Origin of the sequence: Brevundimonas sp. S1H14, assembly GCF_047716865.1 — a bacterium.
GTDB classification, from domain to species: domain Bacteria; phylum Pseudomonadota; class Alphaproteobacteria; order Caulobacterales; family Caulobacteraceae; genus Brevundimonas; species Brevundimonas naejangsanensis.
Map to the genome: position 1 here is coordinate 1556858 of NZ_CP136679.1, position 22016 is coordinate 1578873.

Genomic DNA, 22016 nt, shown 5'->3' on the forward strand with positions numbered 1-22016 from the left:
GGACGCCGGGATCCAGTGAGAGCCTCAAACGCCCCGTTTAGAGACCAGCTCATTTATCCACGCTCGAGCTTGCAGCCAAAGCACTGGGTCCCGGCGTCCGCCGGGATGAGCGGGTAGGGGGGCCTTACTCACCGTCCAGCACTTGCCGCGCCAACACGCGCGTCACGGGCCGGTGTAGGGCGTCCAGGCGGTCGACCACGGCTTCGGCGGCTTCGGCCGAGCGGTCGATGCGGCGGACCAGATAGTCGATCAGTTCATCGGCCGGGGTGATGTTCCGGCTGGCGAAGGCGCGGCGCAGCATGGCGGCGAAGACCACATCATCGGGCGCTTCGATCCCCACGGTTCGGATGGCGTTCAGACGCGAGCGCAGGTCGGGCAGGTCCGTCGCCCACGACGCGGGCGGATCGCGCGACACCAAGAGCAGGGCCCCGCCGCCTGACTGGGTCAGGTTGATCAGGTGGAACAGGCTCTCGTCGTCGGCCTCCTGAGCGTCGTCCAGCAGGACGGGGCGGCCTTCCAGCTCCAGCGGGTCGACCAGGGCCGCCTCGGCCCCGTGCAGGGCGATAGCGCCGGTGCGCTCGACCCAGGCGGCGGCCAGATGGCTCTTTCCGCAACCCGCCGGGCCGAACAGGGCCAGGACGGCGCCGGGCGATTCCGGCCATGCGGCCAGGGTCGCCACGCCCGCTGCGTTCGCCACCGAGATCGCCAGATCCGAGGCGCGCTGGGGCGTCTCCTGCTGCAGGGGCAGGCGCAGTTGTCGGATTTCGGCGGCCGGGGCGTTCATAACGACTGGACCCTAGCCGGGCGGGGGCGCGGGCGTCTCTGTTGATAGGGCGGGATCACGGGGACAACCGGCCTCGCCCTGTGGATGGCGTATCATGGGCGTTTGAGGCGTCAGCCTTGACTTTCGGGGGCGATGATGGGCCTTTCCCCGCTCCTAATTCACGCTGTTCGACAGCCGTTTTCAGACGAAATCCGATATGCACGCCTATCGCACCCACACCTGCGGCGCCCTCCGTTCGACGGATGCGGGCGCGAATGTTCGTCTGTCGGGCTGGATCCACCGCAAGCGCGACCACGGCGGCCTGCTGTTCATCGACCTGCGCGACCACTACGGCCTGACCCAGCTGGTGCTGCACCCCGAGACGCCGGGCTTTGACGTGGTCGAGCGCTTGCGCGCCGAGAGCGTGATCAAGGTCGACGGCGAGGTGGTCCTGCGCGAAGGCTCGACCGTCAACGCCAACCTGCCGACCGGCGAGGTCGAGGTGCGCGTCCTGTCGGTGGAAGTCCTGTCTGAAGCCGCCGAACTGCCGATGCCGGTTTTCGGCGAGCAGGAGTACCCGGAAGAGATTCGCCTGAGCAACCGCTTCCTCGACCTGCGTCGTGAGCGTCTGCACCGGAACATCGTCCTGCGGTCGCGCGTGATCCAGTCGATCCGCACCCGCATGGTCGCCCAAGGCTTCCTTGAGTATCAGACGCCGATCCTGACGGCCTCGTCGCCGGAAGGCGCGCGCGATTTCCTGGTGCCGAGCCGGATGCATCCGGGCAAGTTCTACGCCCTGCCGCAGGCCCCGCAGCAGTTTAAGCAACTGCTGATGGTGTCGGGCTTCGACCGCTATTTCCAGATCGCGCCCTGCTTCCGCGACGAAGACCTGCGCGCCGACCGCTCGCTGGAATTCTACCAGCTCGACGTAGAAATGAGCTTCGTCACGCAGGAAGACGTCTTCCAGGCGATCGAGCCGCTGATGCACGGCCTGTTCACCGAGTTCGGCGAAGGCAAGCCGGTGTCGCCGATCGACGGGACGCACGTCTTCACCAACGACTTCGGCCAGACGATGGAGCACAAGGGCTTCGAGCGCCTGACGTTCGAGCAGTCGATGAAGTGGTACGGCTCGGACAAGCCGGACCTGCGCAACCCGATCAAGATGCAGGACGTGTCCGACCACTTCCGCGACGGCGGTTTCGGCCTGTTCGCCAAGATCCTGGGCGCCGACGAGAAGAACGCCGTCTGGGCCATCCCGGCGCCGACCGGCGGCAGCCGCGCCTTCTGCGACCGCATGAACTCCTGGGCGCAGGGCGAGGGCCAGCCGGGTCTGGGCTACATCTTCTGGTCCGACGACCAGCAGTCGTGGGGCGGCCCGATCGCCAAGAACCTGGGTCAGGAGCCGACCGAGGCTCTGATGTCTTCGCTGGGTCTGGGCAAGGGCGACGCGGCCTTCTTCGTCGCCGGTCAGCCGGGCGTCTTCGCCAAGTTCGCCGGTCTGGCCCGCACCCGCGTCGGCACGGAGCTGAAGCTGGTCGACGAGGACCAGTTCAAGTTCTGCTGGATCGTCGACTTCCCGATGTTCGAATGGTCGGAAGAAGAGAAGAAGGTCGACTTCAGCCACAACCCCTTCTCGATGCCGCAGGGCGGCATGGAGGCGCTGGAGACGCAGGACCCGCTGACCATCCGCGCCTATCAGTACGACATCGTCTGCAACGGCTATGAGCTGTGCTCGGGCGCGATCCGGAACCACAGGGCCGAGATCATGCTGAAGGCCTTCGAGATCGCGGGCTACGATTCCTCGGTGGTCGAAGAGCAGTTCGGCGGCATGCTGAACGCCTTCCGCTATGGCGCGCCGCCGCACGGCGGTCTGGCGCCGGGCATCGACCGTATCGTCATGCTGCTGGCGGGCGAACAGGCCATCCGCGAGGTCATCGCCTTCCCGCTGAACCAGCAGGGCCAGGACCTGCTGATGAGCGCCCCGGCCGAGGTCGAGGAGCGTCAGCTGAAGGAACTGTCGATCCGCACCCAGCTGCCGATCAAGGTCTGATCGGCGCTGCAGCGTCGAATTGGAAAAGGGAGGGGGCGCCCCCTCCCTTTTTGCATCCGGGCTTCAGTTGCCTGATGAAATGACCAGGTTGCGCTGACGCGGCGGAACAGGCGGGGCGGGCGGCGCCGGAGGGGCAGGCGGGGTGCGGATGACGCGCACGCCGCTGATACGGCAGTTGCGGGCGGTCATGTCGCCGGGCAGGCGGGTGGCGGCGTCGCCGCACGCCTCGGAGACCTGGTCGGCGCTGAGGCCGCGCGCGCGCGTCAGATCCAGACCGCGGATGTCCGTACGGCGCATAGAGGCGCCGCGAAAATCGGTGCGGGTGAAGTCGCCGCCGGACAGGCGCGCGCCGTCCAGATCAGCGTTGCGGAAGGAGGCGCTGCTGAAGTTGCCGCCCGTCAGGTTGGAGGCCTTGATGTCGGCGTTGCTGAAGTCGGCGCCGCTGGCGTTCACGTTGGCCAGGGTGGCGCCGAAAATCTCGGCGTCGTTGAGGCGGGCGCGGGTCAGGACGGCGCTGTTCATGTTCACGCCCTGAAGCTCGGCCCCGCTCAGATTGGCGCCGCTCAGGTCGACGCGGATCAGGACGGCGCCCGTCGCCTCGGCGCCCATCAACTGGACGCCGGTCATCTTGGCGTTGGTGAAGTTCGAGCCGACCATCTCAATGCCGCGCATGTCGGCCCGGCTGAAGTCCGCCCCTGTGAAGTTCGAGCCGACCAGTTCAGCGCCGCGCAGATTGGCGCCGACCAGGGTGGCCTGGGCGAAGTTGGCGCCGGTCAGGGTGGCGCCCGACAGGTCGCGGCCCGACAGTTCGCAACGCGTGCAGCTTCCACCCAGCGACACCATGCGGGCGACGTCGCGATCCTGGGCCCAGGTCATGTCCACGGCTCCGGCCGTGGCGGGGGCGGCCGCCATCAGTCCCGTGAGGGCTGAGGCGGCGAGGGCCAGACGGCGCAGGGGAGAAATCGAGCGTTTCATCACCCTTATTGAATGCGCCTTAGTCCGTAAAAACCCTACTTAAATCGCGGTAACGAAGGCGACGCTCAACAGGCGGGAATGCGTAGGCCAGAAGGCAGAACCGTGTTCTGGTCGCCGCAGGCCTGATTGAGCTGCGACTGCGTCAGGCCGCGCGCGCGCGCCATTTCGGCGCCCGACAGATTGGTCCCGTTCAGCTTGGCTCCGGTGAAGGAGGCCCCTTCCAGGAAGGTCCCCACGAAGCTGGCGTTGGTCAGGTCGGCGCCGTTGAAGTTCGAGCTGGACAGGACGGCGCCATAGGCCTCGACATCGCGCAGGTCAGAGCGGCTGAAGTTGGTGCGGTTCATCACCGACAGGCTGATGTCCGCCTGACGGATGCGGGCGCCGGACAGGTTCAGGCCGGTGCGCTCCATGCCGGAGAAGTCGCCCTGGAACAGGTTGCATCCGGGGCAGGAGGCGCCGCGACGCACCTGTGCGATCTGCGAGGCGTTCTGCGCCGAGGCGGGCAGGGCCGTCAGCGTCAGGCCGACGGCGGCGAGAAGGGCGATTGCGGGACGGATCATGTGAATGGCTCCAGGCTTTGGGCCTGTTGCAGCAAGAAGCGGGCCGCCGTTTCGGGACAGCCTGTCCCGCTTTGGGCGTCCCGTTTCAGCCCATGAACCTTGTTAGCCCTGAGCCTTGGGCGCCGCGCCGCAGGCGCCGCACACGGGCGTCCCGTTCCGGTCCGTCAGCATCAGGTCGCCGCACTCGGGGCAGGGACCAGCCTGTACGGACGGCGTCGTGCGCGCAGAGGGCTCTTTGCGGCCGAAAGGGGCGACGATCAGGTTGTCCGGCGCCGCGCCCCGGGCGAAGCCCTTGGAAATGAAGCGGGCGGCGGGTACGGGCTGGGGCGCTTCGGTCGGCCCCCCATCCATGCCGTCCAGATTGGCGGCCTCGGGCGTCACCTGCGCCAGTTCGCGCCGGTCCAGGTAGGAGACGCCCAGCTCGCGGAACACATAGTCGAGGATGGATGTCGCCGAGCGGATGGAGTCATTGCCCGTGACCCGCCCCGACGGCTCGAACCGGGTGAAGACGAAGGCGTCCACGAACTCGTCCAGCGGCACGCCGTACTGCAGGCCGATGGAGATGGCGATGGCGAAGTTGTTCATCATCGAGCGGAAGGCGGCGCCTTCCTTGTGCATGTCGATGAAGATCTCGCCCAGTTCGCCGTCTTCATACTCGCCGGTGTGGATATAGACCTTGTGGCCGCCGACCGAGGCCTTCTGGATATAGCCCTTGCGGCGGTCGGGCAGGCGACGGCGGGTGCGGTCGCGCTCGACCACCTTTTCGACCACGCGCTCGACGGTGCGGGGCGCGGGCTCGGGGGATGCTTCGCGGCGCGGGGCCTCGAGCTCGGGCAGGCGCAGGCGGAAATCGGCAGGGGCCTCGGCCCGGCGCAGCACGGCGGCGCGGCGACCGTCGAGCGCGGCGTCAGCGAGGGCGCGGGCCAGATCCAGCCGATCGGCGCGCCAGTCCAGCGTGACAGGGTGCAGGTCGGGGGCGTCGCTGAACGGCTCAATGGCGCGGCGCAGGCCGGCTTCCAGCGTCTCGCCGGATTGCGACAGCAGGGGCCGCAGGGCCTCAGGCGCGTCGGCCCAGTCGGACAGATCGGGACGGCCGAAGACGTAATCGGCCGCCGCCCGGATCGCCGCCTCGTCAAAGCCCAGACGCGGCAGCAGGGCCTCGCCCGGCGCCAGGGTCAGGCCGAGAACGTCGCCGATGAAACCCTCGTCCAGCACAGGCGGGGCGAAGGCGGCGGCGAAATCCTCGACGGAAGACAGGGCGCGCTCGATCCCCTCAAGCTCCAGATCGGTGAAGCCCAGTTCGCGCAGGCGGCCGTGGCTGACGCCCGGCGCCTCGGGCAGGGTGCGGCGGCCGAACAGATGGCGCTCCGCCGCCTCGACATCAGCGCCCGCGCGGGTCAGGGCTACGGCCAGGGCGGGGCGGAGGCGACGTTCGACCTCGCCGTCCGCCGTCTGCCAGACATCCGTCGCCGCGAAGGGCGAGGCGCCAAGGCGCAAGGTCAGTTCGGCGTCGTCGGCGAACAGGCTGATGGCCGCATGGCGGCGGCCGTGGGCGCGCAGAGCTTCGACCGGCTCGCCGCGTTCGGCCAGGGCGGCGAGGGTTTCGTCCTTCGCCGCCTCCCACTCCACGCAGGGGCCGAGCCGTGCGGCCAGATCGGCCGAGGCGGCGTTGGCGCAGCGCGCGACCTGTGCGGCCACGGCGGCGGCGGGGAGGGCGGGGGCTGCGGCGTCCTGCGACACGGCCCAGTCCGTCAGGCCGCCCAGACCAAGGGCGATGGGGCGTGCGGCGGCGCAGCAGCCCTGCGCGTCCAGCGTCAGGTCCAGCGCCGTAACCAGCAACTCGGTCAGAGCGGCCAACGCCGAGTCGAACGCTTGCGGGAAGGCGGCGGCCAGAGCGGGCAGGTTGATCGTCGCGCGTGCGGCCAGAGGCGTATCGGCCGCTGCGTCAGCGTCGGCGGGCGTGAAGACGGCGGCGACGGGGCCTGCCAGCGCCGCTTCGGCCACGGCCAGCGCCAGCGGCCCGCCGGCGGCGGCCGTGTCGGGTGACGCCAGCACGATCATCGGCGTCTGCGGGGCGACGACGGACGGCGCGGCTGTGCTCGACAGGCCCTCGCCCTTGATGGCGCGCAGGATGTCCGCATCGGCGGCGCCGCACTGGCGCGCGACATGGGCGGCGCGGGTCAGGGCGGGGTTGGAGGCGGGATCGGCGCAGGCGGCCGCGTCGCCTTCACACCGCGCCACGGCGTCGGCGACGTTGGCCAGCGCCTGAGCCAGGGCCTCGGCGGCCTGGCCGGCCAGCCGCTCGCGACGCCAGGCGGCGGCCTGATCGGCCAGACGGCGTTCGGCCTCCGGCTCGGACAGATCCAGACGAAGGGCGGTTGCGGGGGGCCTATCCGCATCGCTGACGGCGGCCAGACCCAGCAGGACCGCGCCCGTCAATTCCGCCTCGAATCGGGCGCACTCGGCGGCGTTGGCGAAGGCGCCGCCCTCGCGCCCTGCGACGGCGAGACGGGCCGCCCAATCGTGCACGGCGCCGTTCAGCGGCAGGTCGGGCTGGGGAGGGGATGATGCATCGGCCCAGTCCATCCACGCTTCGACCTGCACATCGGGCCAGGCCTCGGGCGCCAGCAGGCTCTCGACGGCGTCGGCGCGTTCGATCTCGCGCAGCGCGACGGGGACGGCGGCGGTCAGGGGAGCAAACAGGGGCTTGAAGCGCATCAGGCGTCTCCCACGCTGGAGGTGGAGCGTGTCCTGAAGACAACCTATCGGGCGATCATGACAGCGTTCAATAGATGTTGCGGCTATCGGGGGTGTTGCCCACAAGATGTTGAGGCGTTTCCCGTGCGCTCCGCGCTGGACGTAGGGCGTCGCGGTTTCTATGATCGGCCCGCGCCGCCGGATCTCCCCGGGGCGGTGGATTCGAGTGAGTTCGACGACGTGCTGAGCAAGATCTTCACCTGGTGGAACGGCGCCACGATCGGCACCCTGTTCACCGTTGGCAAACGCGGCCAGCAGGTCGGCACGGACGAGTTCGGCAATCGCTATTACGAATCCCGCGACACCGTCAGCTATGACGGCCGCAAGCGCCGCTGGGTCATCTATGACGGCTATGCCGAGGCGACCAAGGTGCCGCCGGAATGGCAGGGCTGGCTGCGCTACACCTATGACGAGACTCCGGCCGAGCGTCCGCTGCCGCGTCAGGCGTGGGAGAAAGATCACCTGCCGAACATGACGGGCACGCCGATGGCGCGTCGCCCGCAGGGCTCGCTGGCCGCCCTGGGCCAACGCCCGGCCGCCACCGGCGACTATCAGGCCTGGAGCCCGGAATGAGCCTTCGCCATGTCCTGCTGGCCGGGGTGGTCGTCGCGGGACTGGCGATATCGGGCGCCGGCGTGGCCAGCGTCCTGATGGACCTGCCGCAGGACGCGACGCCGGCTCCGGCCGATCCGATCGGCGACATGCTGCGCGACACCACCCGCACGCCGCTGCAGAATCCGCAGGGCCCGGCGACGCAGCCGCAGCAACCGGCGCCGTCCAACAGCCCGGCCATTGTGATGCCGACCGCGCCCGCCGCGACGCCGACGACGCCTGTCATCGTGGCTCAGGGCGAGGAAGTGGCGGTTCAGGAAGAAGCGCCGGACGAAATCCCGGTCGAAGAGGTCGCGCCTGCGCCCACGGAACCGGCCTCGCCGCCGGGCGTGCGTCAGCGCCGCCGCATCGCCGTCATCCAGGCGGTGGACAAGACTACTGCCGAGACCATGCGGTTCGAAGTCGAGGTGGGCGGCCGTCCGGTGCGGTTCGGCAGGACCCTTCTGTTCAAGGCCCGCGCCTGCGAGGTCTCGGCCTCCGACGAAATGACCGAGGACGCTATCGCCTATATGGAGGTCGGGGTTCAGCCGCGCGGTCTGGCGGCGCCGACCGAGGCGCGTCAGGTGTTCAAGGGCTGGATGTTCGCCTCATCGCCCAGCGTCAGCGGCCTGCAGCACCCAGTCTATGACGCCTGGGTGGTGGGCTGTAAGGCGTAGGCCACGGCGTCGGCCCCGCTTAGGGGCTCCGTAAAGGCGTCCATGTCGGGCGTGGCCTGCATGGCCCAGGGCAGCATCCGTAAGTAAGCCTCCTGCGGCGTTTCCACGGTGCCGAACTGGCCCAGATGTTCGGTCAGGAACTGGGTGTCCAGCAGCCGCCAGCCGCCCTTTTTCAGGCGCGCGACCAGATGGACCAGGGCGACCTTGGACGCGTCCGTCGCCCGGCTGAACATGCTCTCGCCGAAGAAGGCGCCGCCCAGCGTCACGCCGTAAAGGCCGCCGACCAGCGCCTCGTCCCGCCAGCACTCGATGCTGTGGGCGAAGCCGCGCTGATGCAGTTCGACATAGAGGCGACGGATCGGGGCGTTGATCCAGGTGTCCTCGCGGCCCGGCGCAGAGGCGGCGCAGGCGTCCAGCACGGCCGCGAAGGCCGTGTTGACCCGCACGTCGAACGGCTCGCCCCGCACGGTGCGGCGCAGGCGCGAGGGGATGTGAAAGCGATCCAGCGGTATCAGGCCGCGCTGGTCCGGCTCGACCAGAAAGACGCGCGGATCGTCGTGCGCCTCGGCCATCGGGAAGACGCCCCGCGCGTAGCAGGCGAGCAGCGCCTCCGGTCCGAAGACGTCAGAGGCGCCGCTCGCGCTGAAGCCGGGTTCGTCCAAGAGGGGTTAGGCCTTGGCCTTCTGCGCCGCCGCCCACTTCTCCAGCCAGTGGATGTCATAGTCGCCCGACAGGATGTCCGGCTCCTGCAACAGCTTCTGGAACAGGGGGATGGTGGTGTCGACGCCGCTGATGATCGTCTCGCCCAACGAACGCTTGAGACGGGCCAGCGCTTCCTCACGGTCGCGGCCGTGAACGATCAGCTTGCCGATCAGGCTGTCGTAATAGGGCGGGATCGAATAGCCGGCGTATATGGCGCTATCCAGACGCACGCCCAGACCGCCCGGCGCGTGGAACTCGGTGATCGTGCCCGGCGAGGGGGTGAAGGTGTCCGGGTTCTCGGCGTTGATCCGCACCTCGATGGCGTGGCCCTCGAAGGTGATGTCTTCCTGCTTGAACGACAGCGGCATACCCGCAGCGATGCGGATCTGTTCGCGCACCAGATCGACGCCGGTGATCATCTCAGTGACCGGATGCTCGACCTGCAGGCGGGTGTTCATCTCGATGAAGAAGAACTCGCCATCCTCCCACAGGAACTCGATGGTCCCGGCGCCCAGATAGCCGATGGCGGCGATGGCCTTGTTGACCGTCTCGCCGATCTTGATCCGGCCTTCAGCGGAAAGCGCGGGAGAGGGGGCCTCTTCCAGCACCTTCTGGTGACGGCGCTGCAGCGAGCAGTCGCGTTCGCCCAGGTGGACGACGTTGCCGTGGCTGTCGGCGATGACCTGGATCTCGATGTGGCGCGGCTTCTGGAGATAGCGCTCCATATAGACGGCGCCGTTGCCGAAGGCGGCCAGGGCCTCGGCCTGGGCCGTCTGCACGGCCTCGACCAGATCGTCGGCCGTCTGGGCCACCTTCATGCCGCGACCGCCGCCGCCGGCGGCCGCCTTGACGATCAGGGGGAAGCCGATGGCCTTGGACGCCTCGATGGCCTGTTCGACCGTCTCGACCTCGCCGTCAGAGCCGGGGACGACGGGAATGCCCGCCTCCTTCACCGCCTGCTTGGCGGTGATCTTGTCGCCCATGATCCGGATGTGGTCCGGCTTGGGACCGATAAAGGTCATGCCGTGGGCTTCGATGATCTCGGCGAAGCGGGCGTTCTCGGCCAGGAAGCCGTAGCCGGGGTGGATCGCCTGGGCGCCGGTGATTTCCGCCGCCGCGATGATCGAGGGGATGTTCAGATAGGACTTGGCCGCCGGCGCGGGGCCGATGCAGACGCTCTCATCGGCCAGACGCACCCACATGGCGCCGCGATCGGCCTCGGAGTGAACGGCGACGGTGGAGATTCCCATCTCCTTGCATGCGCGGTGGATGCGCAGCGCGATCTCGCCCCGGTTGGCGATCAGGACCTTGGTGAACATGGGGCTCAGGCTTCCAGAACGACCAGGGCTTCGCCGAACTCGACCGGTTGGGCGTCGCCCACCAGGATTTCAGCCACGACGCCGTCGCGCGGCGCCTGGATCGGGTTCATCGTCTTCATGGCTTCGACGATCAGCAGGGTCTGGCCCTTCTTGACCTTGTCGCCAGCCTTGATGAAGGGGTCCGAACCCGGCGCAGGCTGCAGATAGGCGGTCCCGACCATCGGCGACTTCACCTCTTCGCCCGAGCGGGCGACGATGGTGGTGGCGTCAGCGGCCATCGGCGCGGCAGGCGCGGCGGCCGGGGCAGCGTGAGCCACCGGCGCAGGGGCGGCGGCGTACTGGATCGGGGCGGCGGCGACGGTGACTTCGCGCTTGACCTTGATCTTCAGATCGCCGCGCTCGACCTCGATCTCGGTCAGATCGGTGTCGTTCAGGATGTCGGCCAGGCTGCGGACCAGTTCGGCGTCGATGTGCTTGTTCTTGTCGTCGGACATGGGGGTCTCTTCTACTTGATCTTCAGACGGCGCGCGGCGGTCAGCCCTTGGCCCCGGCGCGGCGCGCCAGGTCCAGAGCGGCCCGGACGGCCAATTCATAGCTGCGGGGGCCGAAGCCGGCGATCACGCCGGTCGCGGCCAGGGACACATAGGAGTGATGCCGAAACGCCTCGCGCGCGGCGGGGTTCGACAGGTGGCATTCGACCACGGGGATGCTCAGCGTCTTCAGCGCGTCCAGCAGGGCCACCGAGGTGTGGGTGAAGGCGGCCGGATTGATGACCAGGGCGTCAGCCTCAGTCCTGGCTTCCTGAATCCAGTCGACCAGCTGGCCTTCATGATTCGACTGACGGAAAACGACGCGGGCGCCGTCGGCCGCCGCCTCGCACATGGCCTGAACGTCGGCCAGCGTCTCGCGGCCATAGATATCCGGCTCCCGAACCCCCAGCAGGTTCAGGTTCGGCCCGTTCAGGACATACAGGGTGAGAGTTTCGGGCATTCGCTCGCAAAACAGGCGCGCCGCCGCGCGGAATCGAGCGCGCGTTGTAGCCCAGGTGGCGCGCGGCGCAAAGCGGGCGGGTGAAAAGGGTGACGTAGGGGGAGGGTGGCGACGGCGAGCGGACCTTCGCGAGCGTCGTTAGGGGGAAGTAGACACTTGCTCTAAAGAGGCTTACGCCGCTACCGGGGGCGCTCTCCTTGTGGCGCTGACACGACGATTAGTGCATCTGAACCCATCCGAGACAGGGAGAATATTCGGAACGACCGATTTCGTCGTGCGCGGTCCAGATCGGGCTGCTCGACGCTGGCCAAATGACCGTCAATCACGCGTGCGATATAGACGGCTACCGTCCGGCTTGAGTAGCGCGCGACCGGCTCTAGTGTCGTGCTTGCTTCGAATTCGGCCTTTAACAGATCGAAATCGCCGCCGCGACGTTGGACGCTACAGATTGACTCTACTACGCCACGCGTATTGACGGTCTGGGCCATGATGACGTCCATCGGGTCGGTAACGGAAACCCGGCTTACGAGATCATCGCGGCTTTCACTGGCGGCGAACATGGGCCGCCACTCTTCTTCATCGGCAAGTAAACTCCTGACGACTTCCGGCTGCGCCGCTGATAGTACACACACACGGTGATGACGCTCCACCAAACCTTCCGGTGTTTGGGCGGCACCTATTCCCGGAAGGGCGAGGACAAGCAGCGCAGTTACGGCGGCTGCACCCAAGCATGGCATGTTGTTGAACTGCGTCATCACGGCATTCGAACATTTCGGCTAGGTCGCTGCAACAGCTCTACCGATTGCCTAGTCCGCAACGGGTCGAAAGCGGCTGAGACCGTGGGTTTGATGTCCTGCGCCGGAACCCCCATTATCTGAAGTTTCCGAAAGAGGCTTTGCCTCTCCACTCTGCATCCCCTGGAGCGAACAGTTTGCGTATCGAAGTCAACGGCGAGGCGCGGGACACCGCAGCCACGACCATTTTGGGTCTGGTTCAGGAGTTGTCGCTGGACCCCAAGAAGGTGGCGGTCGAGCGCAATCTGGAGATCGTGCCGCGCTCGCTGCACGGCGAGACGGCGCTGGCCGAGGGCGACAGGATCGAACTGGTGCAGTTCGTGGGCGGCGGCTGAGGCCGCCCTATGCTCCGCTCATCCCGGCGGACGCCGGGATCCAGTTTTTTGGCGACAGATTCGCCCTCCAAAGGTTGCGCGTGAGGTTCTCACTGGATCCCGGCGTCCGCCGGGATGAGCGGGAGGAGGATAGCTCATCAATTCCCGCAACGGCGCTTCCCCCCGGCGGCGGGCGGCGCTAGGTCAGAAGCATGACTGACACCGCTCCCCGCACCGACAACTGGACCGTCGCCGGCCGCACCTTTAATTCGCGACTGATCGTGGGCACCGGCAAGTATCGCGACTATGCCCAGAACGCGGCGGCGGCCGAGGCGTCGGGCGCCGAGATGGTCACCGTGGCCGTGCGCCGGGTGAACCTGACCGATCCGAACCAGCCGGTGCTGACGGACTTCATCGACCCGAAGAAATACACCTATCTGCCGAACACGGCGGGCTGCTTCACCGGCGAGGACGCCGTGCGGACCCTGCGTCTGGCGCGCGAGGCCGGCGGCTGGACCCTAGTCAAGCTGGAGGTTCTGGCGGACCCCAAGACCCTGTTCCCGGACATGGAAGAGACGCTGCGGTCGCTGAAGCTGCTGACCGCCGAGGGCTTTGAGGTCATGGTCTATTGCACCGACGACCCGGTCTATGCGCGCAAGCTGGAGGATGCGGGCGCCGTGGCCATCATGCCGCTGGGCGCGCCGATCGGCTCGGGGCTGGGGGTGCAGAACCCGATCAATATCCGCCTGATCGTCGAGCAATCGAAGGTGCCGGTGCTGGTCGACGCGGGCGTCGGCACGGCCTCGGACGCCGCCATCGCGATGGAGTTGGGCTGCGACGGCGTGCTGATGAACACCGCCATCGCCGAGGCCCGCGATCCCCTGCTGATGGCCAGCGCCATGAAGCACGCGGTCATCGCCGGGCGCGAATCCTATCTGGCGGGACGGATGAAGAAGCGGTTTTACGCCGACCCGTCCTCGCCGCTGGCGGGGCTGATCTGAAGATGAAGCGGGGCTGACCGAAAGGTCAGCCCTTTTTCTTGGCCGCTTCGATCAGGGCGCCGACTTCGCGCGGGTCGATGCCGGGGCTGGCGACGCCGTTGATGAAGAAGGTCGGCGTGCCCTGCAGGCCCAGCGCCGCCGCCGCCGTGTGGATGTCGGTGACGTGGCGCGTCATCTCGGGGGTCGAGATGGCGGCGTTCGCCTTGGTCATGTCGACGCCGTTGTCGGCCAGGATGCGGTCGATGGCGGCGCGGTCCAGCGCGCGCTCGGCCATCAGGGCGTCATAGACGGCGAGGTATTTGCCCTGCTGATGCGCGGCCAGTGCGGCGCGCGCGGCGTATTGGGACGTCACGTCCTCGCCCCGGTCCAGGATCGGCCAGTCCTTGAAGACGAAGCGCACCTCCGGGTGGGCGGCCATCAGGGCGCGGTATTCGGGCGCGACCGCCTTGCAGCCCGGGCAGCGGAAGTCGAAGAACTCGATCACCGTCACCTTGGCGTTCTCGGGTCCGAAGGCCGGGTCGCGCGGATCGGCGGCCAGCAGGGTCGGATTGGCGGCGGCGGCGGCGTTGATGCTCTGAACGCGCGATTGGGATTCCGCCGTTTCACGTGCGGCCAGCACTTCGTCCAGCACCTGCGGGTTCTGGATCAGATAGGCCCGCACCCGCTCGCCGAAACCGCCGGTCAGATAGGGCGCCGCCGACAGCGCCAGGGCGACGGCCGACATGCCTGCGGCGGCCCAGCCCAGCGTCGTGCCCGACAGCCCCAGGCGCGCCTTCTTCGGCGTGGCGGTCGGGGTCGGTTCGGGGCGCGCGTCGTCAGTCATCAGCATCTCGTCTTATCAGGCAGTGCAGCAGGGGGCGGGAAGGGCTCACTCCCCGCCGGGCGGGATGACGCCGGAGCGGCTGCGCTGTTCGTTGCGGCGCTCGGCGTCGGTGATGTCCTTCTCGGTCGCGCCCGAGGCCAGGACGATGTCGGTGGCGCGGCGCCATTCGATGGAGTTGCGGTCCAGCATGTCGCGCGCGCGCATGGCGAACTGGGCCGCCTGTTCGGAACGGCGCAGGGCGAACCAGTATTCAGCCGAGGCCAGGCGCGCCTCGCCCTCCTTGCCCTGGCTGGAGTAGGCCTGGGACAGCAGGCGCCAGGCCAGGTTGTTGTCGCCTTCGAGCGCCAGGGCGCGCTTCAGCTGGTTTTCAGCCTCGGTCAGCCGGGCCGTGTCATTGGTTTCGATCAGGGCGTGGGCCAGGTTGATGCGCAGCAGGGGCGCGTCCGGCTTCAGCTCGACGGAGCGTTCATGGGCGCCGATGGCCTCGGCTGGCCGGCCTTCCTCGAACAGGATCTGACCCTTGAGCTCCCAGAAGTAGGGGTTTTCGGGCTGTTCAGTCAGCAGGACGTCGACCGCGTCCAGGGCCTTCTGCGTCTGGCCGTCGCGATACCAGGCGATGGCGCGGGCGTAGCGGGCGGGCAGGGAAGTGTCGCTGGACGGATAGTCGCGCAAGGTGGCGTTGGGCGCGTCCATGAAGGCGCTGATCTTGGCTACGACGAGGGCGTGTTCAGCCATGCGCTGCGGGCTGTCGCGCTTCTCATAGTTGGAGGCGGCTTCGACGGGGCGACGCAGGGCCTCGATCCGCTGTGACGACAGGGGGTGGCTGCGGAAATAGGGATAGCGCCGCTGATCCGAGAAGATTTCCTGCGAGCGGAAGTTCTCGAAGAACTCGACCATCCCGCGCCCGGATTCCCCGGCGCGTTCCAGAGCGCGGGCGCCGGTGATGTCGGCCTCGCCTTCCTGACTCTGCATATAGCGCAGGGCGCCGAGCGTGCCGAAATACTGGCTGGAGGCCAGCAGGGCAGCGCCCGCGTCCGGGGCGCCCGCTATCGCGGCCAGGGCGCCCAGCGCCATGGTCATGATCATCGGCTGCATCCCGGCGTTCTGGGCGCCGTCGCGCAGGGTGTGGCGGTTCTTGATGTGGCCGGCTTCGTGGGCGATCACGCCCAGAAGCTGATTGGGGCTCTTGGTCCGCAGGATAAGGCCGGTGTTCAACCCCATGATCCGCCCGCGCGTGGCGAAGGCGTTCAGGTCGTTGTCGTTGACCAGCAGGATTTCGACCTCGTTGGGGTCAAGGCCCATCGCGTCCAGCACCGGCTCGGACCAGTCATGGATGATGCCTTCGATCTCGGTGTCCCGGATCAGGCTCTGGGCCTGCGCGGATGCGGCCGAGGTCAGCACCGCAAGGGCGCCGACCCCGGCGGCCAGATAGCGCCGGAAGCGGGGTGCGGCGGGGGGCGTCCTGGTCATGAAGAACTCCAGAGCGATCGTCTCCCCGCAGCTTCCAGCCTAATCGTGTCCGATCAACGGCGCCACCAGCCGCGTTTCGGCTTGGCGGGCGGGGCGACGATCTGGTTCGGATCCTCGGCGATGATGGCGGCGATATCGACCTCAGGCGTCGGCGCCGGAACGGGTTCGGCCAGGACGACGGCTTCCTCGGCCAGCACCTCTTCGATCGCCTGCTCGATGCGGGCGGCCACGGCGGGCGTGACGTCCAGTTCAGCCGGAACCGGCGCCGGTTGTTCGGCTTCGACCTCGGCTTCGGGAGCGACCGCTTCGGTTTCAGCCGCAGGCGTTTCGGCCTGCTGTTCAGCGGCGACCTCGTTCAACTCCTCGGCGATGGCCGAGGTGACCTTGCGGCGCACGCGGCGACGCTTGGGCGCTTCAACGGGTTCCAGCGTCGGGGCGGCCTCGGGGGCGGCCTCGGTCGCGGTTTCGGGCGAGGCGTCGGCCGAAACGGCAGGCGTTTCGTCTTCGATCACCACGGCGATCGGCGTGTCGGGCGAGCCGACAGGAGGCAGGCCTTCGTTGACCGCGCGATCCTCGACCTTGGCGTCGTGCGTCACCTCGCCTCGGCTGCGACCACGACCGCGACGACGGCGCGAGCGGCCGTTGCGGCCTTCGCCCTCGTTCGCCTGTTCGGCGTGAACATCGCGCGGCTCGTCGCTGCGCTCGACATCATCCTCAGCGACGCGTTCGGCGCGCACCGGGGCCGGGTTGATCGGGTCGAACCAGACATAGGGGTCCTGCAGCGACGGCGTACGGCCGCGCACCCAGGTGAAGACGTCGCGTTCGCCTTCCTCGCGGACCCGGCGACCGCCGCGACGGCCCCGGCGACGGCGACCGCCGCGCCCGTCGTCATCGTCCTCTGCGGCGACGACTTCGGCTTCATCCTCCCGACGTCCGCCGCGACGGCGACGGCGGCGACGGCCGCCCCGGCCGTCATCGTCCTGTTCCTGACGCGCGCGGCCTTCGTCGTCGTCCTCGTCTTCAGAGTCTAGTTCGGCCTCGTCCTGATCGTCGCCGAAGTCTTCATCTTCGTCGTGATCCTCGTCTTCATCGGCGAAGGCGCTGTCGTCGAAGCCGTCGTCCAGGTCGGCCAGGTCGATGTGGCTTTCCGGCGCGACGAAGTCCTCATTGGTCTCGGTGCGCTCGATCGAGTGCTCGCCCTGGGCCAGGCTGTCGTCGATCTGGATGACGACGTTGAGGCCGCGCAGCTCCAGCAGGGACTGCAGATAGGCCCGCTTGTGGTTCAGAATATACAGCGCCACGGCGGTCGAGACGCGCAGGTTCACCGAACCCGCGCCGTTCTTGCCGGCCTCGATGTCGACGGCGCGCAGGGTGGTCAGGGCCGCCGATTCGGCCGAGCGGACGCGCCCGGCGCCCTGGCAGCATTCGCAGACTTCGGTCGCGCCCTCGATCACGCCCAGGCGGCGGCGCTGGCGGCTGATCTCCATCAGGCCGAACCCGGAGATGCGGCCCATCTGGATGCGGGCGCGGTCCTTGGCCAGCGCGTCCTTGAGGGCCTTCTCAACCGCGCGGTTGTTCTTGCCCTCGTCCATGTCGATGAAGTCGATGACGATCAGGCCGGCCAGGTCGCGCAGGCGCAGCTGGCGGGCGGCCTCGACGGCGGCTTCCATGTTGGTCTTGGTCGCGGTGGCCTCGACGTTGCGCTCCTTGGTGGCGCGGCCTGAGTTCACATCGATCGCGACCAGGGCCTCGGTCTGGTTGATGACCAGATAACCGCCCGACTTCAGCGGCACGACCGGCTGGTGGATCTGGGTCAGCACCTCTTCGATGCCGTTCGAGGCGAACAGCGGGCGCGAGCCCTGATAGAGGTGGATCTTCTTGGCCTGGGACGGCATCAGCACGCGCATGAAGTCGCGGGCCTGCTTGAAGCCCTCGACGCCCTCGACCTGAATGCCGTCGAAGTCCTTGTCGTACATGTCGCGCACGGCGCGGCGGACCAGGTTTTCTTCCTCGTAGATCATCGCCGGGGCGTTGGAGCCCAGCGTCGTCTCGCGGATCGTCGACCACAGGCGCAGCAGATATTCATAGTCGCGCTTGATCTCGGCGCGGGTGCGCTTGGCGCCCGCCGTGCGGATGATCAGGCCCATGCCCTGCGGCACCTTCAGCGCGGCGGCGGCGGCCTTCAGGCGGCGGCGGTCCGAGGTGTTGGTGATCTTGCGCGAAATGCCGCCGCCCTTGCCGGTGTTGGGCATCAGCACGCAGTAGCGGCCGGCCAGCGACAGCCAGGTGGTCAGGGCCGCGCCTTTGGCGCCGCGCTCGTCCTTGACGACCTGCACCAGCAGGATCTGACGGCGCTTGATGACGTCCTGAATCTTGTAGCGGCGCATCAGGCGACGCTTCAGGCGCTCCTCGTCGGCCAGGCCGCCGTCCGATTCGCCGTCGTCGCTTTCGCGGCCCAGATCGTCGTGATCGTCGTCATCGTCCGACTGCGCTTCGGCCATGATGGCTTCGCGGTCGGCGACCGGGATCTGATAATAGTCCGGGTGGATTTCGTTAAAGGCCAGGAAGCCGTGGCGGTTGCCGCCGTATTCGACGAAGGCGGCCTGCAGGCTGGGCTCTACGCGGGTGACCTTGGCGAGATAGATATTCCCGCGAAGCTGACGGCGCGCGCGGGATTCGAAATCGAATTCCTCAACCTGGCGGCCGTCCACGATCGCGACGCGCGTTTCTTCCGCGTGCGCCGCGTCGATCAACATGGTTTTTGACATGAAGGGTCTCTCTCAGGCGCGCCAGGCCGTGCGCCGCGAGTTCAATCGCGGGAATGGGGGCGGCTCGCCGAATGGAAATGGGGGCCGGGGCGCGCGTCATCCCCTCGCAGAAAGCGAGTGCGGCAAGGTCTTGCCGAAGAGGATCGCAGGCGTAGTGGCCCATAAGGTTGTCGGTCCTGGGTCCGAACGCGCCGATCAGGGCTGCATCCCGAACCCGTTCTCCGGATCGTCGGCCAGGCCGGGCGATCCTCGGAATAGGTGAAAGTCAACGCCGCGAGGAGGGCGCGCCCGGTCCCGCAGAACTGCGGGCGGCGCGATCAGTCGCATGCGGAACTCATAATAGGCACATGCGGCGGAAAATAAAAGAACCGCGACGGTAAGAGGTCTTAACGAAATCCTTAATCTGCAGCGGCATCATGCAGGGACAAACTACAGGGTAACTTCGGTTCATGGCCGGTCGGTGGCGTGACAATCTGGCCCTTTGGGGCGTCCGCGAATGGGCGATGACGGCCGTCGCCGTTCTCGTCGTATGCGCGGTCGTGCTGGCGGCCGGGCGTGGGCTGGCCTTCGGGCCGGACGGAGAAGTCATGCGACTGCGCTTCGGCGGCGACGCCCAGCGCACCCGCATCGTCGTCGATCTGGGCCGCAGTACGCGTGGTCAGGTGATCGAGGACGGGTCGTCCGGGCGGGTCATTCTGGCGCTGTCGGGCGTTCAGCCGGGACGGGGGCTGGACGGTTCAGGCTCGGGGTTGGTGCGCGGCTATGAGGTGTCGGCTTCGGGCTCTTCATCGCGCGTGCGTCTGGACCTCGCGCGCGGCGCTGAGATCGAGCGTCGTTTCCTGCTGCCGCCCGGCGACGGGGTGGACCACTATCGCTATGTCATCGACCTGAAGGCGACAGGCGCAGCCGCTGCGCCCGTCGTCGCCCCGCGCCGCGAGCAGGCCCGTGCTGAGAAGCCCCTGATCGTCATCGACGCGGGCCACGGCGGCCGCGATCCGGGCGCTCAAGGCCAGCATGTTCAGGAAAAGGCCGTCACCCTGGCCGCCGCTCAGGAGTTGAAGGCCGCGCTGGAGCGCACCGGCCGTTATCGCGTGCGGCTGACGCGCGACGGCGACATCTATGTGGCCCACGGTCGCCGGGTTCAGGTGGCGCGCGACGCGGGCGCGGACCTGTTCATCTCACTGCACGCCGACGCCGGTTCTGACCCGGCCCTGCGCGGCGCCAGCGTCTACACCCTGTCCGAACAGGGCGCCGGACGGGCCGTGCGCGAGTTCACCAAGGGCGAAGACTGGCAGCGTGATCTGCGCCTGCCGGGGCGCGACCCTTCAGTCGACCGCATCCTGCTGGACATGACCCAGCGCGCCACCCAGAACCGCTCGGCCCAGTTCGCGCGGGTGCTGCTGACCCATATCGAGGGCGACAACCACCCCCTGCTGCGCCGCAGCCACCGCGACGCGGGTCTGGCGGTGCTGCTGGCGCCTGACGTGCCCGCCGTGCTGCTGGAGATGGGCTTCATCACCAACTCGGAAGACGAGCGTGTCCTGACCGACGAACGCGCCCGCCGCCGCCTGATGCGCTCGGTCGCCGAGGGCATCGACCGCTATTTCCGCGAACCCGCCGCCCCGGTGATGGTCGCAGGCGAGATCGCCGGGGGCTGAGGCTTCAGGCGTCCAGCGCCGCCTTCGCCCGCCTGAAGATGTCCTCGAACATCTCGGCGGTCAGTCGGCCGGTGTTCGTGTTCAGCCGCGAGCAGTGATAGCTGTTGATCAGCGTATAGGCGCCGACCTTGCCCTCGACGCCGTGTCCCGCGGGAATGGCCGAGCCGGGATAGCCCAGCGTCCGCAGGATGCTGCGCCGGGACACGTCGCCCAGCGTCACGATCACCTTCAGCCGGGGCAGGGCGGCCAGCCGATCCACAAGGAAGGGGCGGCACGTGTTCTCTTCCGTCGCCGTCGGTTTGTTCTGAGGCGGGGCGCAGCGCACGGCGTTGGTGATCATGCAGTCGACCAGTCGCAGATCGTCGTCGCCGTCGGGATCGTAGCGACCTTCCGCGAAGCCGGTCTTCTTCAGCGTGTCGTACAGCAGCCAGCCTGCGTGATCCCCGGTGAAGGGGCGGCCGGTGCGGTTGGCGCCGGTGCGCCCCGGCGCCAGTCCCGCGATCAGCAGGCGCGCGTCCGGGTCGCCGAACGAAGGCGCAGGGCCGTTCCACCAGTCCGGGTTCTGGCGCGCGTTCTCGGCCCGATAGGCGACCAGACGCGGGCAGAGGGGACAGTCGCGGGGCGGCTCTGGGTTCAGCCGAGCGCTCACGCGCGGTCGTTCCGATCCAGGGTGCGGGTCACGCCCTGATTCATCGGGGCCTTGGGCTTGCCCACCTCATTGACGATGTCGGCCAGGTCGATGAAGGCGTCGGCCTGACGGCGCAGGTCGTCCGAGATCTGGGGCGGCTGGCTCTTGACCGTCGAGACGACGGTGACGCGCACGCCCTTGGCCTGCATGGCCTGCACCAGGCGGCGGAAGTCGCCGTCGCCGGAGAACAGCACGGCATGATCCAGGCGTGGGGCCAGTTCCAGCATGTCGACCGCGATCTCCATGTCCATATTGCCCTTGGTGCGGCTGTGGCCTTGAGCATCGACATAGCGTTTGACCGGCTTGGTCACGACGGTGAAACCGTTGTAGTCGAGCCAGTCGACCAGGGGCCGGATCGGCGAGAATTCCTCGCCCTCGATCACCGCTGTGTAATAATAGGCGCGGATCAGCCGGCCTTCGCCGGTGAAGCGCTGAGACAGTTTCTTGAAGTCCAGATCGCAGTTCAGGGCGCGGGCGGCCGAATAGAGATTGGCGCCGTCGATGAACAGGGCGATGCGGTCGTCGGGGTGGTCGGTCATGCAGAAAAATGAGTCCGTCGGAATGGTCGAGAAAATGAACGCCCGGAACGACGCGGCCGAAGCAGCCTTCGATCTGGACGACGCAGTCATCGTCGCCCTTGGCTGCAATGACAAGGGCGCATGGTCGTCCTGCATTGAGGCGCTGGAGGCAGGGCTGGCCCGGTTTCGCGCCGAGGGGGTGGATGTGCTGGCGCGGTCGTCCTGGTGGTCGTCGCAGGCCTGGCCCGATCCGACCGATCCGCCGTTCCTGAATGGGGTGGCGATCGTCAGCACCGCCCAGGACGCCCCTACTCTTATGCGGACGCTGGCGCGGATCGAGGATGTCTGCGGGCGGGTGCGCACCACGCGCAACGCGCCGCGCACGCTGGATCTGGATCTGATCGCCTATGGGCGGCTGAGCGGCGACCTCGACGGGCTGATCCTGCCGCATCCGCGCGCGGCCCAGCGGCTGTTCGTTATGGGGCCGCTGGCCGAGTTGGCGCCGGAGTGGAGGCATCCGCTCTGCGGCCGGATGGCGCGCGATCTGGCGGATGCAGCCGAGGTCGGGCGCGACGCCTTCCCCCTGCGGAGGGCTTGA

Annotated in this window: 21 protein-coding genes; 7 read left to right on the plus strand and 14 right to left on the minus strand. The window is 68.1% G+C overall.

Features of this window, described 5'->3' with window-relative positions; genetic code table 11:
• Positions 1 to 124 precede the first annotated feature (124 nt).
• Positions 125 to 784 (minus strand): chromosomal replication initiator DnaA, encoded by a 660-nt coding sequence (locus RSD66_RS07640; protein ID WP_415289526.1) that lies wholly within the window; start codon positions 782 to 784, stop codon positions 125 to 127.
• Between the two features lie 196 nt (positions 785 to 980).
• Here RSD66_RS07640 and aspS point away from each other — a divergent pair, with 196 nt between their 5' ends.
• Positions 981 to 2813 carry an aspartate--tRNA ligase gene (gene aspS, locus RSD66_RS07645; RefSeq protein ID WP_415289527.1) on the plus strand — a complete coding sequence of 611 codons (1833 nt, stop codon included), beginning with the start codon at positions 981 to 983 and terminating at the stop codon, positions 2811 to 2813.
• A gap of 63 nt (positions 2814 to 2876) precedes the next feature.
• Here aspS and RSD66_RS07650 read toward each other — a convergent pair whose 3' ends face one another.
• The 3 genes from RSD66_RS07650 to RSD66_RS07660 form a co-directional block, all read right to left on the minus strand.
• Entirely contained in the window at positions 2877 to 3788 is a 912-nt protein-coding gene (locus RSD66_RS07650; protein WP_415289528.1) for a pentapeptide repeat-containing protein, read from the minus strand.
• Positions 3789 to 3853: 65 nt separating this feature from the next.
• Positions 3854 to 4348: a pentapeptide repeat-containing protein gene (locus RSD66_RS07655; protein ID WP_119411823.1), complete on the minus strand. Its 495-nt coding sequence runs from the start codon at positions 4346 to 4348 to the stop codon at positions 3854 to 3856.
• A 102-nt stretch (positions 4349 to 4450) separates the two neighbouring features.
• Positions 4451 to 7066: a TSCPD domain-containing protein gene (locus RSD66_RS07660; protein WP_415289529.1), complete on the minus strand. Its 2616-nt coding sequence runs from the start codon at positions 7064 to 7066 to the stop codon at positions 4451 to 4453.
• Between the two features lie 219 nt (positions 7067 to 7285).
• Here RSD66_RS07660 and RSD66_RS07665 point away from each other — a divergent pair, with 219 nt between their 5' ends.
• Both RSD66_RS07665 and RSD66_RS07670 read left to right on the plus strand, forming a co-directional pair.
• Positions 7286 to 7678 carry an NADH:ubiquinone oxidoreductase subunit NDUFA12 gene (locus tag RSD66_RS07665; protein WP_024352998.1) on the plus strand — a complete coding sequence of 131 codons (393 nt, stop codon included), beginning with the start codon at positions 7286 to 7288 and terminating at the stop codon, positions 7676 to 7678.
• Positions 7675 to 8373: a DUF2155 domain-containing protein gene (locus tag RSD66_RS07670; RefSeq protein ID WP_346522761.1), complete on the plus strand. Its 699-nt coding sequence runs from the start codon at positions 7675 to 7677 to the stop codon at positions 8371 to 8373. The genes RSD66_RS07665 and RSD66_RS07670 overlap by 4 nt, the downstream gene beginning before the upstream one ends.
• On the opposite strand, the gene aat is transcribed toward RSD66_RS07670, so the two are convergent.
• The 5 genes from aat to RSD66_RS07695 form a co-directional block, all read right to left on the minus strand.
• Positions 8340 to 9035 (minus strand): leucyl/phenylalanyl-tRNA--protein transferase, encoded by a 696-nt coding sequence (aat, locus tag RSD66_RS07675; RefSeq protein WP_415289530.1) that lies wholly within the window; start codon positions 9033 to 9035, stop codon positions 8340 to 8342. The two genes, RSD66_RS07670 and aat, sit on opposite strands and share 34 nt — an antisense overlap.
• A gap of 6 nt (positions 9036 to 9041) precedes the next feature.
• On the minus strand, positions 9042 to 10394 hold the full coding sequence (accC, locus tag RSD66_RS07680; protein WP_415289531.1) for an acetyl-CoA carboxylase biotin carboxylase subunit: 1353 nt from the start codon (positions 10392 to 10394) through the stop codon (positions 9042 to 9044).
• A 5-nt stretch (positions 10395 to 10399) separates the two neighbouring features.
• Complete coding sequence (gene accB / locus RSD66_RS07685; RefSeq protein ID WP_415289532.1) at positions 10400 to 10888, minus strand: acetyl-CoA carboxylase biotin carboxyl carrier protein; 489 nt, start codon at positions 10886 to 10888, stop codon at positions 10400 to 10402.
• Positions 10889 to 10928: 40 nt separating this feature from the next.
• Positions 10929 to 11384, minus strand: coding sequence for a type II 3-dehydroquinate dehydratase (gene aroQ / locus RSD66_RS07690; RefSeq protein ID WP_119411829.1), 456 nt, complete (start codon positions 11382 to 11384; stop codon positions 10929 to 10931).
• Positions 11385 to 11563: 179 nt separating this feature from the next.
• Entirely contained in the window at positions 11564 to 12139 is a 576-nt protein-coding gene (locus tag RSD66_RS07695) for a hypothetical protein (RefSeq protein ID WP_415289533.1), read from the minus strand.
• A gap of 176 nt (positions 12140 to 12315) precedes the next feature.
• Here RSD66_RS07695 and thiS point away from each other — a divergent pair, with 176 nt between their 5' ends.
• Entirely contained in the window at positions 12316 to 12513 is a 198-nt protein-coding gene (thiS, locus tag RSD66_RS07700; RefSeq protein ID WP_003168098.1) for a sulfur carrier protein ThiS, read from the plus strand.
• Between the two features lie 191 nt (positions 12514 to 12704).
• Positions 12705 to 13493, plus strand: coding sequence for a thiazole synthase (locus tag RSD66_RS07705; RefSeq protein WP_415289534.1), 789 nt, complete (start codon positions 12705 to 12707; stop codon positions 13491 to 13493).
• A gap of 25 nt (positions 13494 to 13518) precedes the next feature.
• On the opposite strand, the gene RSD66_RS07710 is transcribed toward RSD66_RS07705, so the two are convergent.
• From RSD66_RS07710 to RSD66_RS07720, 3 genes are read right to left on the minus strand one after another with little or no spacing between them, the layout of a single operon-like run.
• Entirely contained in the window at positions 13519 to 14316 is a 798-nt protein-coding gene (locus RSD66_RS07710; RefSeq protein ID WP_415289535.1) for a thioredoxin domain-containing protein, read from the minus strand.
• Positions 14317 to 14361: 45 nt separating this feature from the next.
• Positions 14362 to 15786, minus strand: coding sequence for a M48 family metalloprotease (locus RSD66_RS07715; RefSeq protein WP_415289536.1), 1425 nt, complete (start codon positions 15784 to 15786; stop codon positions 14362 to 14364).
• A 53-nt stretch (positions 15787 to 15839) separates the two neighbouring features.
• Positions 15840 to 18554 carry an Rne/Rng family ribonuclease gene (locus RSD66_RS07720; protein ID WP_415289537.1) on the minus strand — a complete coding sequence of 905 codons (2715 nt, stop codon included), beginning with the start codon at positions 18552 to 18554 and terminating at the stop codon, positions 15840 to 15842.
• A gap of 449 nt (positions 18555 to 19003) precedes the next feature.
• Here RSD66_RS07720 and RSD66_RS07725 point away from each other — a divergent pair, with 449 nt between their 5' ends.
• On the plus strand, positions 19004 to 20212 hold the full coding sequence (locus RSD66_RS07725; RefSeq protein ID WP_415289538.1) for an N-acetylmuramoyl-L-alanine amidase family protein: 1209 nt from the start codon (positions 19004 to 19006) through the stop codon (positions 20210 to 20212).
• A gap of 4 nt (positions 20213 to 20216) precedes the next feature.
• On the opposite strand, the gene RSD66_RS07730 is transcribed toward RSD66_RS07725, so the two are convergent.
• Both RSD66_RS07730 and RSD66_RS07735 read right to left on the minus strand, forming a co-directional pair.
• Positions 20217 to 20861 (minus strand): uracil-DNA glycosylase, encoded by a 645-nt coding sequence (locus RSD66_RS07730; protein ID WP_415289539.1) that lies wholly within the window; start codon positions 20859 to 20861, stop codon positions 20217 to 20219.
• Positions 20858 to 21439, minus strand: a complete 582-nt coding sequence (locus RSD66_RS07735; protein WP_415289540.1) for an NYN domain-containing protein — start codon at positions 21437 to 21439, stop codon at positions 20858 to 20860. Before RSD66_RS07735 ends, RSD66_RS07730 begins: the two co-directional genes overlap by 4 nt.
• A 22-nt stretch (positions 21440 to 21461) precedes the next feature.
• On the opposite strand from RSD66_RS07735, the gene folK reads away from it, so the two are divergent.
• Complete coding sequence (folK, locus tag RSD66_RS07740) at positions 21462 to 22016, plus strand: 2-amino-4-hydroxy-6-hydroxymethyldihydropteridine diphosphokinase (RefSeq protein WP_119411847.1); 555 nt, start codon at positions 21462 to 21464, stop codon at positions 22014 to 22016.

Bases quoted from the DNA above. Each gene is read 5' to 3' on its own strand.
- RSD66_RS07640 (WP_415289526.1), bottom strand. From the start codon at position 784: ATGAACGCCCCGGCCGCCGAAATCCGACAACTGCGCCTGCCCCTGCAG.
- aspS (WP_415289527.1), top strand. From the start codon at position 981: ATGCACGCCTATCGCACCCACACCTGCGGCGCCCTCCGTTCGACGGAT.
- RSD66_RS07650 (WP_415289528.1), bottom strand. From the start codon at position 3,788: ATGAAACGCTCGATTTCTCCCCTGCGCCGTCTGGCCCTCGCCGCCTCA.
- RSD66_RS07655 (WP_119411823.1), bottom strand. From the start codon at position 4,348: ATGATCCGTCCCGCAATCGCCCTTCTCGCCGCCGTCGGCCTGACGCTG.
- RSD66_RS07660 (WP_415289529.1), bottom strand. From the start codon at position 7,066: ATGCGCTTCAAGCCCCTGTTTGCTCCCCTGACCGCCGCCGTCCCCGTC.
- RSD66_RS07670 (WP_346522761.1), top strand. From the start codon at position 7,675: ATGAGCCTTCGCCATGTCCTGCTGGCCGGGGTGGTCGTCGCGGGACTG.
- accC (WP_415289531.1), bottom strand. From the start codon at position 10,394: ATGTTCACCAAGGTCCTGATCGCCAACCGGGGCGAGATCGCGCTGCGC.
- accB (WP_415289532.1), bottom strand. From the start codon at position 10,888: ATGTCCGACGACAAGAACAAGCACATCGACGCCGAACTGGTCCGCAGC.
- aroQ (WP_119411829.1), bottom strand. From the start codon at position 11,384: ATGCCCGAAACTCTCACCCTGTATGTCCTGAACGGGCCGAACCTGAAC.
- RSD66_RS07695 (WP_415289533.1), bottom strand. From the start codon at position 12,139: ATGACGCAGTTCAACAACATGCCATGCTTGGGTGCAGCCGCCGTAACT.
- RSD66_RS07705 (WP_415289534.1), top strand. From the start codon at position 12,705: ATGACTGACACCGCTCCCCGCACCGACAACTGGACCGTCGCCGGCCGC.
- RSD66_RS07710 (WP_415289535.1), bottom strand. From the start codon at position 14,316: ATGACTGACGACGCGCGCCCCGAACCGACCCCGACCGCCACGCCGAAG.
- RSD66_RS07715 (WP_415289536.1), bottom strand. From the start codon at position 15,786: ATGACCAGGACGCCCCCCGCCGCACCCCGCTTCCGGCGCTATCTGGCC.
- RSD66_RS07720 (WP_415289537.1), bottom strand. From the start codon at position 18,554: ATGTCAAAAACCATGTTGATCGACGCGGCGCACGCGGAAGAAACGCGC.
- RSD66_RS07725 (WP_415289538.1), top strand. From the start codon at position 19,004: ATGGCCGGTCGGTGGCGTGACAATCTGGCCCTTTGGGGCGTCCGCGAA.
- RSD66_RS07735 (WP_415289540.1), bottom strand. From the start codon at position 21,439: ATGACCGACCACCCCGACGACCGCATCGCCCTGTTCATCGACGGCGCC.
- folK (WP_119411847.1), top strand. From the start codon at position 21,462: ATGGTCGAGAAAATGAACGCCCGGAACGACGCGGCCGAAGCAGCCTTC.